Consider the following 14,425-nt stretch of genomic DNA (forward strand, 5'->3'; position numbering starts at 1 on the left):
AATTCAACCGCCATTTACAGGCGAGATTTTAAAGCCTGTATGAAGGTGAATTAATTTTTGACACTTTGCACTTAGCTACAATCACTTTTTTACTTAGTTTACTTTATTAAATCATTTACTACTACAGACGCTATTGTAAGCCCTCCTACTGAAGGTACAAACGATATACTTCCTGGTGTTATTTTCTTTCCATTCATAATTTTTTCTTTTAACTCTACAGGTTGTTCTGTTGAATAAACAACCTTTAATTTTTTTATCTTTCTATCTCTTAATTCTTTTCTCATAACTTTAGCAAGTGGACACATTTGAGTTTTATATATATCCGTAACTACTATTTTTGTAGGATCTAACTTATTTCCCATACCCATAGAACTTATTATATTTAAATTCTTTTTAACACAAGTTTCTATCAAATGAATTTTAGAAGTAACCATGTCTATAGCATCTATAACATAATCATATTCTTCGCATAATATTTCTTCACTATTTTCAGCTGTATATTTTGCTCTTATTGCTTTTATATCTATATTTGGGTTTATATCTAAAATTCTATCTTTCATAACATCAACCTTATATTTTCCTACAGTTGAGTGAAGTGCTGGTATTTGTCTATTTATATTAGTTATGTCTACATCATCAAAGTCTACAATAGTCATCTTGCCTACACCAGCTCTAGCTATAGCCTCTGCAGCAAAACTTCCTACTCCTCCAACTCCAAATACAATTACATTTGAATTTTGTAATTTTTCAATTCCTTCATTTCCTATTATAAGACCTGTTCTAGTTTTAAAATGTTTGTTCATGCTTTAAATATCTCCTTGTGTAATTTTTTTCATGTGCAAGAATATAATTTAATATCGATTATACAAATAGGGGTGATGCTTTGAAAAAATTAATTAACTTTCTATTTTATATACTTATAATAAATATATTGGTTTCATTGCTTTTAATACTCGACGTAAGTTCTTCTAAAAATAATATCCATTCAGATATTATAGAATCCCTATCTAATAACGATAATTATAATTTGATTGTTCAGATTTTAAAAGATACTAATAAAGAAGATTTTATAAGATATATAGATTATATGCAACTCGATATTCATAAAAATTTAGAAAATGGTCCAAATAAATATATAGCATTCTCTATAAGATTGCCTCAAAATAAGTCTTTTATATCATTTTATATAAAAAATGAAGATCATACTTACTCATTTGATTCAATTGTAGATAATCTAGACGACATAAATGAATTTTATTTTTATAAAGATTTTTTAGTAGTTGAGCAAAAGTGTGAGGATGAAACTACATACTCAAATGATAAAAAATTTATAGAGATATTTTATCAAGAAGGACTTAAATATTCATCTAAACTAAAAAAAGATCTATATTTCGAAAAAATAGATTTAAAAAGTAGTGATAAAATTAAAGTATCTGGAAGTATGGACTTTCTAGACGACTACCCTCCCCAAATACTATATGTCTCAACAATCTCATCAATGATAATTCCTTTTCTAAAGACATTTCAAAAGAATTATATATATGGGATAATGACCTTAAACAATTTACAATGAGCCAAAAAGAAAATTTTGATGATAATTAAGTTATTAAAAGCAAAAAAAGAACTTCTATACAGAAGTTCTTTTCATTTAATTGGCGGGAGTGCGTGGGAATCGAACCCACCCAAGAAGCTCTTAACCCCTCATACTAGTTTTGAAGACTAGAGGGCACACCAGCACCCATCCACCCCCATATGGGATGTCCTCTCACTTACAAACTTATATTACCATATATTTTTTTTGATGCAACTGTTTTTAGCAAACATTTTCATATTTTTACAATTTTCTATATAATTTAACTTTAATTTTTGTAAATTTTAATTTTTTAACCTTAAAAAATAAAATCCTTTCACATATTAAAAGGATTTTATTTTTATTATATATTTTATATATTTGGAATTTGCCAGTCTATAGGCTCTTTTCCTAATTTAATTAAGATATCATTAACCTTAGAAAATGGTTTAGATCCAAAAAATCCTCTACTAGCTGATAGTGGACTTGGATGTGCAGATTCTATTATGTAATGTTTATTTGTATCTATTAACTTTTTCTTACTTCTTGCATTATTTCCCCATAAAACAAATATCACAGGATCTTCTCTCAAGTTTAAAGTCTCTATTATATGGTCTGTGAAAGTCTCCCATCCTTTTCCTTTATGAGAGTTAGCTTCATGAGCTCTAACTGTAAGTGCTGTATTTAATAGTAATACACCTTGTTTTGTCCAAGGAACTAAAAATCCATTATTAGGTATAAAACATTCAAATTCTGAGTTTAATTCTTTGTACATATTTAATAAAGACGGAGGTGTTTTTACTCCAGGCTTTACCGAAAATGCAAGCCCATGAGCTTGATTTTCTCCATGATAAGGATCTTGCCCTAAGATTAGTACTTTAGTATCTTTATATGATGTATATTTCAATGCATTAAATATGTCATGCATATCAGGATATATAATATTATTTTTATATTCCTCTTTTAAAAATTCTCTTAATTTTAAATAATATGGTTTTTCAAATTCACCTTTTAATATTTCATCCCAATCGTTTCCTATGTTAACCATTTCTTCACCTACTTTTAATTTGCTATTGTGTCTATATCATTTTTTTCATTACTGATTATTTTTATACTTACCTTATTAGGTATACATACTATATTTTTATTAGACTTATCTATAAAACCAGTTTTCACACATACTTTATCTGGGCATGATGCATCTACGACTTCAACGCCTTTATCATGAATTTTAATCTTGTTAAATCCAGAATCTGTTTTTATAGTTATATCTTCAGTTGCATCAATAGGAATTTCCTTATATACTTTATTATCTAAATATATAACTATTTTTTCACCTTCGTCTTGGTTTTTGAAAAAGCTAAAACTTATCCAAACCCCTATTATGATTAAAACTGATAAAATAAGAAAAAATCGTTTTTCTTCATTTTTAGCCTCCAAGCATTTATAATATAATTAAATATATCATAAATATAAAGGGGAAACAGCATGAAAAATAAAAAACTTATACTTTATATAGCAATTTTATCAATTTTAGCTATATTTTCATTTTTAATCTTTAGTCAAAAAATTAATACATATTCAAAAACTATGTACTACCTAGGTACTGTTAATGAAGTTACACTATATACTAAAGCTAATGAAAAAGAAGCTAATGAGATATTAAATAATTGTGAACGTATAATAAAAGACATGGATAATAAAATGAATCCATCTACATTATCTAGTGATGTTTACAAAATTAATGAAAATGCCGGTAAGTCTTACACTAAAGTATCTCCAGATACTTTTAAAGTTATAAAATCAGCTATACACTTTTCAGATTTATCAGGTGGACACTTTGATGCTTCAGTTGGTTCGTTAGTTCAACTATGGAATATAGGAAATGAAAAAGCCAGAGTTCCTAGCCAATATGAAATAAATTCAGTTTTACCTACAATAAATTACAAAAACATAACTTTAGATGAGAAAAATAATAGTGTAATGCTAAAACATGAAGGTACAAAGTTAGACTTGGGTGGAATTGCAAAAGGTTATGCTGCTGATAAAGTGGTTAAGTATCTTAAAACACAAAAAATTGAAGGATCTATAGTAAACCTAGGTGGAAACATTTTTACAATTGGGTCTAAGGATGGTAAAAATAAATTTAATATAGGAGTTCAAGACCCAACTAAGCCTAGAGGAAATGCTATAGGAAGTATATTAACAACAGATAACTCAGTAGTTACATCAGGCATTTATGAAAGATATATAGAAAAAGATGGGAAAATTTATCACCATATACTAAGCCCTAAAACTGGGTATCCTGTTGAAAATGAACTTAACAGTGTAACTATAGTCTCAAACAATTCAATGAATTGTGATGCACTATCTACTACAGCTTTTTCACTTGGAACTAAAGAGGGAATTAAATTAATAGAATCTTTACCAAACACAGAAGCAATATTTATAACAAAAGACAAGAAAATATACTTAACTCCAGGTCTTAAAGATTCATTTAACCTTAAAGACTCAACCTTCACCATCCAAAATTAAAAAAAGTAAGTAGTCAGGCAAAGCTTGATATGTAATTGTTTTCGAAGCACTTAAAGACCGAGATTTTTAGGTCTTTGTGCAAAGAAAACAACTACATATCAAGTAAGCCACCACTACTTACTTTTTTTAAAATAATACTCTTTTATTTTCAACTCTTTTTGTAATCTTATTTCTATCAAAATCTTCTAATATTATCATACAGTTTTTTCTACTTGAATTAACTAAATCTCTATAATCACCTAATGTTATTTCTTTATTTTCTTCTAAATACTTTATAAGCTTTTCTTTAGCATTGTTATATACTTTTGAAGACATTAAATAACTATCCTCAATTCTTACAACAGTATTTCCTATTAAAGATTCTAACACTTCTTCGTATTCTTTTTTATTGTTAGTTATATCTTCAATTGTATAAATATTATTTAGGCCTGCATTGTTTAATATTTTCTCTATCTCATTTTTTATTTTTGTTTGCTTTTCGTTAAATACAACATTAAATTTCTTTAGTGAAACAAAATTACCATTAACTTTTATAAGCTCATCATTTATAAATAAATCTAGTAAAATATCAAAATCTCTTGTTTTAAATTTACTTTCAACTTTAGATCTAACTTCTTCTTTTAACATACCCTCTCTTAATCTAAACTTCTTATGGTATGCTTGAAGTTCACTTTCTGCTTTTTCTTTTAACGTGTTATATTGGTTTATATGCATATACATATTGTTTATACATATAACTTTTTCTTGTCCAATAAGCTTTTCTAATGATTTCTTTATATTATCTTCACTCTCACCACTATAACTCATAATTTCTTTTATATTAGGATAGTTTCTAGAGTTGTTTTTTAAGTAAGCTTCTAATATATCTGAAAGCTCTCCTTTTTCCTTTATTTTAAGAGCTTCTATTACATTAGCGTCAAATCTCTTATGTTTTCTTGGATTAGTATCTATAACTATACCTCCACCTATCGTTTCCATAGGAGAATATCTTCTTACGACAAACTTATCACCTTTTTTTGCAACTATACTTTCTTCAAGTCTAAGTTGAACTAAACCACTTTCTCCTGGCATTATTTCTTCTACTTCTAACGGTACTGCTCTACAAAGTATTTCTCTAGTACCATGGTAAAGTCTTAATCTATCCCAGTGTTTAAGTCCCGCATCTGTATGTTTAACAATACTTAATCTAACATCTAACATCATTGCTTCTTCTAGTGAATGAGGCGACGCTAGCACATCTCCCCTGTTAATCTCTTCAACCTTTACATTAGATATGTTTATAGCCGTTCTTTGTCCCGCATAAGCTGTTTCAACACTTTCTCCATGAACTTGTATACTTCTTATCTTTGTTTTAAGTTCCTTTGGATATATTACTAGATCATCATCTATACTTATTTTACCTTCTATTAAAGTCCCTGTTACAACTGTACCAAACCCTTTTATAGAAAATACTCTATCTATATTGAGTCTAGCTGGAGTTTCTAAGTCTTTATCTTCTATTTCATCAGTCATTTTATCAATTTTGTTGATAAGCTCATCTAAACCTTTTTTAGATATAGAATCCACTTCTATAATTTCTGCATCTTCTAAAAATGTTCCTTTGACTTTTTCTCTTATATCCTCTTTTACTAACTCTCTGAAGTCTTCTTCCACAGTGTCACTTTTAGTTAAGACTATCATTCCTTTTTTTATATTTAAAAATGTTAAAATATCCATATGTTCTACAGTTTGAGGCATAACCCCTTCATCCGCTGCAACAACTAATAAAACCATATCAAGTCCAGATGCTCCTGCTAACATATTTTTTATAAATTTTTCATGCCCAGGAACATCTACAATCCCTGCTCTTTTATTACTTGGTAAGTCAAAGTAAGTAAATCCTAAATTTATAGATATACCTCTTTTCTTTTCTTCCGCTAATGTGTCTGTTTCTCTTCCTGTAAGTGCTTTTATAAGAGTTGTTTTACCGTGGTCTATATGTCCAGCTGTTCCTATTATTACATTTTTCATATTTAACCTCCTATTAAAGCTTTTTCTAATTCATTTTTCACAATTTCAAATTCATCTTCAAATATAGTTCTTGCATCTAACACATACTTATCATCATAGACTCTAGCTATAATATGAGCATCACTTAACCTAAGTGTCTTTTCTAATGTTGAAACATTTATATTTTTAGGAGTTATAGCTATAACTTTAGAATCTATAGTTTCTAAAGGCATAGATCCCCCTCCAACTTGAGATAGCCCATCTTCAATTGTTATATTTGCATATTTATCTAAGTGTTTTATTCTTTCATATAAGTTGTTAGCTTTTTCTTCTAATTCATCCATTGTATAGGTTAACATTTTTAATGTTGGAATTTCTTTTCTTGCTTTTTCTTCGTCTAAGTACATTCTTAATGTAGCTTCTAATGCACATATAGTTAGTTTATCTACTCTTAAAGCTCTTGTAAGTTGATTCTTTTTCATTTTTTCAATATATTCTTTTTTACCAACTATAATACCTGCTTGAGGCCCACCTAGCATCTTATCTCCACTAAAAGTAACTACATCTGCACCTTTTCTAATAGAATCTAATACTGTTGGCTCATAACTTAATCCATACTTAGATATATCTAAGAAAACACCACTACCTAAATCCTCAATTACAGGTAACTCATGTTTTTTGCCTATCTCACATAGTTCATCTACATCCACACTTTGTGTAAATCCAAGTATTCTATAATTACTTGTGTGAACTTTCATAAGAACTTTAGTATTTTCATTTATTGCTTCTTCATAATCTTTTAAATGAGTTTTATTAGTTGAACCAACTTCAACTAGGTCAGCTCCACTTAACGCCATTATGCTAGGTATTCTAAAAGAGCCCCCAACTTCAACTAACTCACCTCTAGATACTATAGCTTCCCCACCTTTTGCCATAGTGCTTAATACCAGTAGTACAGCTGCTGCATTATTGTTAACTACTAATACATCTTCAGCCCCAGTCAATCGTTTTATAGTATCTGTTAAATGGGTATATCTTGAACCCCTTTGTCCTTTATCTATATCATATTCCAAGTTTGAATATCTAGATGCCGCTTCCCAAAGCTCATCTTTTATACTTTCACTAAGAAGTGATCTTCCTAGATTTGTATGAAGTACTGTTCCTGTAGCATTTATCACTTTCTTTAATGATAATGAGTATTTTAAATTACATTTATTAATTGTGTTTCTCACTACTTCATCTATAGTTATATCAAACTTATCAAAATTTTCCTCTTTTAATTCTACTATTTCGCTTCTTTTTTCTTCTATAGATTCTCTTATACCTTCAAGTAAAATATTTCTTGGATATTCATTTAACGCATTTATTATCATTTCTTGGTTTAACATCTCATCTACTGAAGGTAATTGAGCAAATAATTCTCTTTTATTCATTAAAGTTCCTCTCCCCTTAAGTCATTACTTTACCGTTATATACTTTTCTTTTTTATCTACAACAGTTCCTATTATTTTAGCTTCTATAGACCCATTCTTCTTCATATCTTCTACTAATATATCTGCTAGATCACTTTCTACAGAAATAAGTAATCCTCCTGATGTTTGAGGGTCATATAATATATCTTCCATAGCTTCTTCTATGTTTTCTAATTTAACATCACTTGATATATATTGTTTATTTCTATACATACCAGCTGGTATTATTCCCATTTTAGCCATGTCAATAGCACCATTTAATATAGGAATCTCATTAGCATTTAGCTCTATACTAACTTCTGATGCTTTTGCCATTTCTAGTGCATGTCCTAAAAGTCCAAATCCTGTTATATCTGTAACTGAGTTTACCTTTATATTATCAAAGCTCATAGCTGCATATTTATTTAAATGAACCATAGTTTCAACTACGATTTTAGAAGTTTCTTCATCTACTAAACCTTCTTTCATAGCAGTATTTAATATTCCTACTCCTATAGGCTTAGTTATAACTAATTTATCCCCTACTTTTGCAGTTGCATTAGATAAAACTTTATCAGGATGTACTGTTCCTGATACTGATAGACCATATTTAGGTTCTTTATCATCAACAGTGTGCCCTCCAACTAATAAAGCTCCACTTTCTTTTACCTTATCCATTCCACCTTTTAATATTTCTGCTAGTACATTCATATCATGACATGCTGGGAAACATACTATGTTCATGGCAACTAAAGGCTTTCCTCCCATAGCATAAACATCTGATAATGAATTAGATGCTGCTATTTGTCCAAATATGTACGGATCATCTATCATTGGAGTAAAAAAATCTAAAGTTTGAATTAAAGCTGTTTCATCATTTAATTTATAAACAGCCGCATCATCTGAAGTTTCAAGTCCAACTAATAAATTTTCTTTTTTATCCGATGTATTTTTAGGTAATTGAGATAATACCGATGCCAGTACCTCTGGCCCTATTTTAGCGGCTCACCCTCCTGAAGTTGTCATATCTGTAAGTCTTTTCATCATTTCCATAATTATGTCTCCTTTCTTTAAAGCATTACATAACTAATAATATCATAATTAGCATTTATTGAATACAGATATAATCCTTCAAATCATTAAATTTATTTTCTCCTATACCTTTAACATTTTTTATTTCATCAATTGATTTAAACTCCTTATTTTCTTCTCTATAATCTAGTATTTTTTGTGCGGTAACATCTCCAACTCCAGGTAATGAATCTAAATCTTCTTTAGATGCACTATTTATGTTTATTTTTTTATCGTCACCTTCAGTGATATTATTACCATCATTGTTATTATTTTCAACATTGTCATTTGAATCATTAAGTGCTATTTCTTCACCTTGTTTAGGTATTATATAATGCCCCTCATCCTTAACTTTCATAGCTAAATTAATTCTATTTGTGTCAGCTTCATCAGTGAGTCCATCACAAAGCTTTACGCCTTCCATTAATCTTTCATTACTTTTTAGTTCTACAACTCCAGGAGAATTTACAGCTCCACTTATATAAATACTAATTTTTTTAGTCATATTTTCAGTTTTATCAACAGTTTTTACATCTTCAATATTTTCTATTTTTGAGAAATCCCCTTTATCATTATCATTTTTTCAACATCATTATTTTCTAAAGTGGATTTTTCACTTTCCGCACCACTTACAACATAAGAATCATTTTTTCTATAAATTTATTATTTTTAATTAAAAAAACTGAACTTATGGCAATAATTACTATTATAATAATAAATTTTTTCTTCTGTTTCATTTTATCACTCCTTCAAATTTGATTATTGACATAAATATGTTATACTAAAATATAAGTTTACAATCGGAGGACAAAAAATGTTTAAAAAAGTATCAGTATTATTATCATTCATAATAACTTTTGTTAATTTATTTGCATTTGGTAATATTTCATTCGCAGAAACACCACCTCCTAATATATCTGCTCAATATGCAGTTTTAATGGATTATACAAGTGGAAAAGTTTTATATGAAAAAAATTCTAATGCAAATTTATACCCCGCATCTACAACTAAAATGTGGACTGCCTACCTTACGTTAAAATATGCCAAAAACCTAGATGAGGTTGTAACTGTTGGTAATATAGGAACTGTAGGTGGAACAAGTATGTATTTAGTTCCAGGGGAGCAAGTTACAGTTAGGCAACTATTAGAAGGTTTACTTTTAGTTTCTGGAAATGATGCAGCTGTTGTTTTAGCTCAACATATTAGTGGATCTATACCAGAATTTGCAAATTTAATGAACGAAGAAGCTAAAAAGATAGGTGCTAAGAATACTCATTTCCATAATCCAAATGGATTACCTGACCCTGAACATCACACATCAGCTTATGATATGGCTTTAATGGCAAGAGAAGCAATGAACAATGAAGATTTTAGAAACATAGTAAATAAAAAAACGATAAAGGTACCAGCTACGAATTTATCACCAGAAAGAACATTAATTAACACAAATAAATTTTTAACAGGAACTACTACTATTCCTTACAAGGGTCAAAATACAGATATTAAGTATGACATAGTAGATGGTATAAAAACTGGATATACAGATGACGCTGGTAAATGTCTACTTTCTAGTGCCAAAAAAGATGGTATGAGATTAGTTGCTGCTGTATTTAAAGCAGATGGCGAACCTAACTTATATACAGATAGTAGAACTCTTTTAGATTATGGATTTGATAATTTCAAATCTGAAAAAGTGATTGAGAAAAATGATTTTATAGACTCTAAGTTTATATGGTATGCAAAGGGTAGAAAGTTAGAATACGAACCTAAGTATAGCTATTATACAGTTATCAATACAGGTGAAACTACGCCTACATTTGAAGCTAAAGCTAATTTAAGTGACATAAACCTTCCAATAAAAAAAGGGGATACTGTAGGTACATTAGATATTTATAAGGATAAAGGAAAAAATCCTGTTGCCAATGTTCCTCTAATAGCTCAAAATGATGTTACAAATGTATTTTCATCAATATTAAACAATCAAATATTAAAAAGCTTCCCATCAATTATAATTGGTGGAATTTTAATAGTTGTACTTTTCATTGTATTAGTTTTGGTCAAGAAAAAATAAGAAGAAATAAAAGAAGAAAAAATATATATGTAAAGAAAAAAAGTAATATTTATTCAAATAAAAAGAATCGAAGAAGAAGACATTAAAAAAAGAGGCTAATAGCCTCTTTTTATTATCCGAATATTTTCTTAGTTAAGCAGTTTCCTGTACAAGTAGCAGCAACCCCACCTAATGCAGTTTCTCTTAACTCCATTGGAAGACCTCTACCAACTCTATACATAGCTTCAACAGTTTCATCAAATGGTATTATATTTAATATTCCAGCTAAACAAAGTTCTGCAGATATTAAAGCATTTGCAACACCTATAGCATTTCTTCCTTGACAAGGAACTTCAACAAGACCTGCTATTGGATCACAAACTAATCCCATTACATTTTGTAAACAGTGAGATGCAGCAGAAACAGCAGCTTCTACACTTCCACCCATTAATTCAACTATACCAGCAGCACTCATTGCAGCTGCAGCACCAGTTTCAGCTTGGCATCCACCTTCAGCTCCCGCAACAGTTGCATTTCTAGTTATTATAGCTCCTATAGCTGATGCTGTAAATAATGCATCTAACATTTCATCATCACTGAATCCATATTCTTTACCTATAGTAACTATAGCTCCTGGTAATATACCACAAGAACCAGCTGTAGGTGCAGCAACTATAAGACCCATAGAAGCATTTACTTCCATTGTTCCCATTGCAGCAGCTAAAGCTTTATTCATTAGTCCACCACAAACTGTTTTTTGAGTGTTTCTGTGATTTTCTAATTTTTTAGCTTCTCCACCTATTAGACCTCCAACAGATTTTATATCTTCTGTTACAGCTCTTTCAGTAGCTTTTTTCATTATATCTAAACTAACAGCCATTTTTTCTCTTACTTCTTCTTTAGAAAGTCCGCTTAATTCAGCTTCTCTTTCTAAACATAATTGACCTATAGTCATGTTTAGGTCTTTACATTTTTCTATTAATTCTGCTCCGCTTGTAAAGTTGTATTTCATATTCTGTCACCCTTCCTTACTCATTAGAATTTGTCTAAAACTACAGCTTTCGCTATAACTTCAAATTTTCTTAATTGATCTAATACATCAACATCTAAAGCTTCATCTGTTTCTATTGTAACAAATGTATACTCAGCTCCAGCTGGCTTATTAGTAGACATATTTGCTATATTCTTGTTGTTATGAGCAAGAAGTCCAGTTACGAAAGATACAGCTCCTGGTATGTCTTTTATTTCAAGTATAACTGCTGGTCTAGAACCGTTAAAGTCAAGTGGTAATCCGTCCATTTCAGTAAGTTTAATGTTTCCACCACCTATAGATGCTCCTTTAACTTCTGCCTTAGACCCATCTTCTAAAGTCATTTCCATTTTAACTGTGTTAGGATGTTCGTTTTCTCCTAAGTTAGCTTTAATGAATTCAAAGCTTACACCTAATTCTTTAGCTAAATCAAAAGAATTTCTTATTCTAGCATCATCTGGTTGGAATCCTAATATACCACCAACTAATGCTTTATCTGTTCCATGTCCTTTGTATGTTTCTGCAAATGATCCATGTAAGTAGAACTTAACATCTTTAACAGGTTTACCTGCTATTTTTAATGCCATTTTCCCTAATCTTGCAGCACCTGCAGTGTGCGAGCTTGATGGACCTATCATATTTGGTCCTACGACATCAAATACACTATAATCTTTAGCCATTAATAATACCTCTTTTCATCAAATTGTCTTTTTTCTTTTGTTTTGTAAATGATTTCCAATAGTTGCTTAACTCATAAAATGACCATCCTATAAAGAGGTATGGCCATTTTGAAGTCTATTATTATTTTACTATAGCTATAGCTTCTATTTCAACTTTAACATCTCTTGGTAATCTAGCTACTTCTACACAAGATCTAGCTGGTTTGTTTTCACCGAAGAAAGAAGCGTATACTTCATTTATTTCAGCAAAATCATTCATATCACTTATGAATACTGTAGTCTTAACTACGTCTGCAAAAGTTGCTCCAGATGCAGCTAATATTTCTTTTAAACTTTCTAATGATCTAGCAGCTTGCTCTTTTGCTCCACCTTCAACTATTTCCATAGTTTCTGGGTTAAATGGAACTTGTCCTGATACGAATACCATGTTTCCATTTTTTATAGCTTGAGAGTATGGTCCTATTGCTTTAGGAGCCTTTTCTGTATGTATTACTTGTTTCATAATCAATCTCTCCTTCTTTTATATAGGTTTTGTTTTTATATTATACTTTTTTCAGTAATATTATACTACTAAATTGTATATATTGTATACAGGATATAGTAAAAAAGTGGAAATTATGCAAGCATAATTTCACTTTTTTATTATATACCCATTATATCATAAATTAATCTTCTATTGCAAACCCTGCAGACTCTACTGCTGATTTTATTTTATCTATATGAGCTTGGTCGAATGTTTCTAATTCTATTTCAAGGTATAAACTACCAAGAGTTTCCTTTGGTGGTCTTGTCATATTTGCATTTAGTATGTTTGCATTTAATCCACTTATTATTTGAGTTAACTCAGCTAATCCACCTGGCTTATCTTGTATTTTAGTTTTGAATGCATATCTTCTACCTTCTGAAGTTAATGCAGTTCCTATAACTCTGTATAATGTGTTAACATCTACATTACCTCCAGATATTACACATACAACGTTTTCATCTTTAGCTGGCTTGTATTTTCCACTTAATAATGCAGCTGTTGATACTGCACCTGAACCTTCTGATACTAGTTTTTGGTTTTCTAATAAGAATAACATAGCTTGTGCTATTTCAGTTTCTTCAACAACTATTACTTCATCAACTAACTCTTTTATTATTTCAAAAGTGTGATCTCCAGGAGTTTTAACTGCTATACCGTCAGCTATTGTAGTAGCTTTAAATGCAGTTGTAACATGTCCTTGTTCTATAGATTCTTTCATTGATGGTATATTAGCAGTTTGAACACCTATTATTTTAACATTTGGGTTTAAAGCTTTAGCAGCAGTTGCTATACCAGCTATTATTCCCCCTCCACCTATTGGGCATAATATAGTGTCAACATTTGAATTTAATTGTTCAAATATTTCAAGAGCTATTGTTCCTTGTCCAGCCATAACATATTTATCATTGAATGGATGTAAGAAAGTTGCTCCAGTTTCTTTTTGTATTTCAACAGCTTTTGCATATGCATCATCATATACTAAACCTTCTTGAACTACTTCTGCTCCATATCCTTTAGTTGCAGTAACTTTTGCAAGTGGTGCAGTAGCTGGCATTACTATTGTAGCTTTTATTCCACTTAATTTAGCTCCAAGCGCAACCCCTTGTGCATGGTTTCCAGCACTTGATGCTATAACACCGTTTGCCTTCTCTTCATCAGTTAAACTTGCTATTTTGTTGCAAGCCCCTCTTACTTTAAAAGAACCAGTCTTTTGTAAGTTTTCACATTTATAATATACGTTTGCCCCAGTCTTTTCACTTAGTTTAACGCTTTCTAACAAATCAGTTGTTTTAACTATATCTTTTATAGTTTCTCTAGCATCTTTAACATCTTGTAATGTAACTCTTGTCATTTTACTCACTCCCATAATGTTTAGATTTAATTTATAATTGTTTGACATCTTTATTGTATATAGTTTTCCATCAAAAATCAACAGGAAAACATTTTTTTGGGAATTTTTTAATTTGTCAAAAATTTACAAACATGTTGATTCTTCTGTTTTCCTGTTATTTTTCCTGCCAAAA

The 14,425-nt window shown here is 29.9% G+C and carries 14 protein-coding genes and 1 tRNA gene; 3 read left to right on the plus strand and 12 right to left on the minus strand.

Features of this window, described 5'->3' with window-relative positions:
• Positions 1–98 precede the first annotated feature (98 nt).
• Positions 99–803 (minus strand): tRNA threonylcarbamoyladenosine dehydratase, encoded by a 705-nt coding sequence (locus LEQ07_RS02255; protein WP_046821754.1) that lies wholly within the window; start codon positions 801–803, stop codon positions 99–101.
• 80 nt (positions 804–883) lie between these two features.
• Here LEQ07_RS02255 and LEQ07_RS02260 point away from each other — a divergent pair, with 80 nt between their 5' ends.
• Positions 884–1,573 (plus strand): hypothetical protein, encoded by a 690-nt coding sequence (locus tag LEQ07_RS02260; RefSeq protein WP_263329374.1) that lies wholly within the window; start codon positions 884–886, stop codon positions 1,571–1,573.
• A gap of 80 nt (positions 1,574–1,653) precedes the next feature.
• Here the strand turns inward: LEQ07_RS02260 and LEQ07_RS02265 are convergent.
• The 3 genes from LEQ07_RS02265 to LEQ07_RS02275 form a co-directional block, all read right to left on the minus strand.
• A tRNA-Sec gene (locus tag LEQ07_RS02265) sits at positions 1,654–1,750 on the minus strand.
• Between the two features lie 193 nt (positions 1,751–1,943).
• Positions 1,944–2,618 carry a uracil-DNA glycosylase gene (locus tag LEQ07_RS02270; RefSeq protein WP_263329376.1) on the minus strand — a complete coding sequence of 225 codons (675 nt, stop codon included), beginning with the start codon at positions 2,616–2,618 and terminating at the stop codon, positions 1,944–1,946.
• A 14-nt stretch (positions 2,619–2,632) separates the two neighbouring features.
• Positions 2,633–3,010: a NusG domain II-containing protein gene (locus tag LEQ07_RS02275; protein WP_263329378.1), complete on the minus strand. Its 378-nt coding sequence runs from the start codon at positions 3,008–3,010 to the stop codon at positions 2,633–2,635.
• 48 nt (positions 3,011–3,058) lie between these two features.
• Here LEQ07_RS02275 and LEQ07_RS02280 point away from each other — a divergent pair, with 48 nt between their 5' ends.
• A complete protein-coding gene (locus LEQ07_RS02280; RefSeq protein ID WP_263329379.1) occupies positions 3,059–4,105 on the plus strand; it encodes an FAD:protein FMN transferase in 1,047 nt (348 codons plus the stop codon).
• Positions 4,106–4,231: 126 nt separating this feature from the next.
• On the opposite strand, the gene selB is transcribed toward LEQ07_RS02280, so the two are convergent.
• The 4 genes from selB to LEQ07_RS02300 are packed head-to-tail and all read right to left on the minus strand — an operon-like array spanning position 4,232 to position 9,121.
• A complete protein-coding gene (selB, locus tag LEQ07_RS02285; RefSeq protein WP_263329381.1) occupies positions 4,232–6,115 on the minus strand; it encodes a selenocysteine-specific translation elongation factor in 1,884 nt (627 codons plus the stop codon).
• Between the two features lie 2 nt (positions 6,116–6,117).
• Positions 6,118–7,527: an L-seryl-tRNA(Sec) selenium transferase gene (selA, locus tag LEQ07_RS02290; protein WP_046821760.1), complete on the minus strand. Its 1,410-nt coding sequence runs from the start codon at positions 7,525–7,527 to the stop codon at positions 6,118–6,120.
• A 24-nt stretch (positions 7,528–7,551) separates the two neighbouring features.
• Positions 7,552–8,598, minus strand: coding sequence for a selenide, water dikinase SelD (selD, locus tag LEQ07_RS02295; RefSeq protein ID WP_084821894.1), 1,047 nt, complete (start codon positions 8,596–8,598; stop codon positions 7,552–7,554).
• Positions 8,599–8,653: 55 nt separating this feature from the next.
• Positions 8,654–9,121 (minus strand): helix-hairpin-helix domain-containing protein, encoded by a 468-nt coding sequence (locus tag LEQ07_RS02300; RefSeq protein WP_263329382.1) that lies wholly within the window; start codon positions 9,119–9,121, stop codon positions 8,654–8,656.
• Positions 9,122–9,430: 309 nt separating this feature from the next.
• Between LEQ07_RS02300 and LEQ07_RS02305 the strand changes: the two genes are divergently transcribed.
• Complete coding sequence (locus LEQ07_RS02305; protein WP_263329383.1) at positions 9,431–10,687, plus strand: D-alanyl-D-alanine carboxypeptidase family protein; 1,257 nt, start codon at positions 9,431–9,433, stop codon at positions 10,685–10,687.
• Between the two features lie 112 nt (positions 10,688–10,799).
• On the opposite strand, the gene sdaAA is transcribed toward LEQ07_RS02305, so the two are convergent.
• The 4 genes from sdaAA to ilvA all read right to left on the minus strand — a co-directional run bounded on the left by sdaAA (position 10,800) and on the right by ilvA (position 14,253).
• On the minus strand, positions 10,800–11,678 hold the full coding sequence (gene sdaAA, locus LEQ07_RS02310; protein ID WP_046821764.1) for an L-serine ammonia-lyase, iron-sulfur-dependent, subunit alpha: 879 nt from the start codon (positions 11,676–11,678) through the stop codon (positions 10,800–10,802).
• A gap of 23 nt (positions 11,679–11,701) precedes the next feature.
• A complete protein-coding gene (gene sdaAB, locus LEQ07_RS02315) occupies positions 11,702–12,376 on the minus strand; it encodes an L-serine ammonia-lyase, iron-sulfur-dependent subunit beta (RefSeq protein WP_021429814.1) in 675 nt (224 codons plus the stop codon).
• A 121-nt stretch (positions 12,377–12,497) separates the two neighbouring features.
• Positions 12,498–12,881 carry a RidA family protein gene (locus tag LEQ07_RS02320; protein WP_025162072.1) on the minus strand — a complete coding sequence of 128 codons (384 nt, stop codon included), beginning with the start codon at positions 12,879–12,881 and terminating at the stop codon, positions 12,498–12,500.
• Between the two features lie 160 nt (positions 12,882–13,041).
• A complete protein-coding gene (gene ilvA / locus LEQ07_RS02325; protein ID WP_046821766.1) occupies positions 13,042–14,253 on the minus strand; it encodes a threonine ammonia-lyase in 1,212 nt (403 codons plus the stop codon).
• Positions 14,254–14,425 lie beyond the last annotated feature (172 nt).

Source organism: Paraclostridium sp. AKS73 (assembly GCF_025671395.1).
In the GTDB taxonomy this organism is placed as follows: Bacteria; Bacillota; Clostridia; order Peptostreptococcales; family Peptostreptococcaceae; genus Paraclostridium; species Paraclostridium benzoelyticum.

Bases quoted from the DNA above. Each gene is read 5' to 3' on its own strand.
- LEQ07_RS02255 (WP_046821754.1), bottom strand. From the start codon at position 803: ATGAACAAACATTTTAAAACTAGAACAGGTCTTATAATAGGAAATGAA.
- LEQ07_RS02270 (WP_263329376.1), bottom strand. From the start codon at position 2,618: ATGGTTAACATAGGAAACGATTGGGATGAAATATTAAAAGGTGAATTT.
- LEQ07_RS02280 (WP_263329379.1), top strand. From the start codon at position 3,059: ATGAAAAATAAAAAACTTATACTTTATATAGCAATTTTATCAATTTTA.
- selB (WP_263329381.1), bottom strand. From the start codon at position 6,115: ATGAAAAATGTAATAATAGGAACAGCTGGACATATAGACCACGGTAAA.
- selA (WP_046821760.1), bottom strand. From the start codon at position 7,527: ATGAATAAAAGAGAATTATTTGCTCAATTACCTTCAGTAGATGAGATG.
- LEQ07_RS02300 (WP_263329382.1), bottom strand. From the start codon at position 9,121: ATGACTAAAAAAATTAGTATTTATATAAGTGGAGCTGTAAATTCTCCT.
- LEQ07_RS02305 (WP_263329383.1), top strand. From the start codon at position 9,431: ATGTTTAAAAAAGTATCAGTATTATTATCATTCATAATAACTTTTGTT.
- sdaAA (WP_046821764.1), bottom strand. From the start codon at position 11,678: ATGAAATACAACTTTACAAGCGGAGCAGAATTAATAGAAAAATGTAAA.
- sdaAB (WP_021429814.1), bottom strand. From the start codon at position 12,376: ATGGCTAAAGATTATAGTGTATTTGATGTCGTAGGACCAAATATGATA.
- ilvA (WP_046821766.1), bottom strand. From the start codon at position 14,253: ATGACAAGAGTTACATTACAAGATGTTAAAGATGCTAGAGAAACTATA.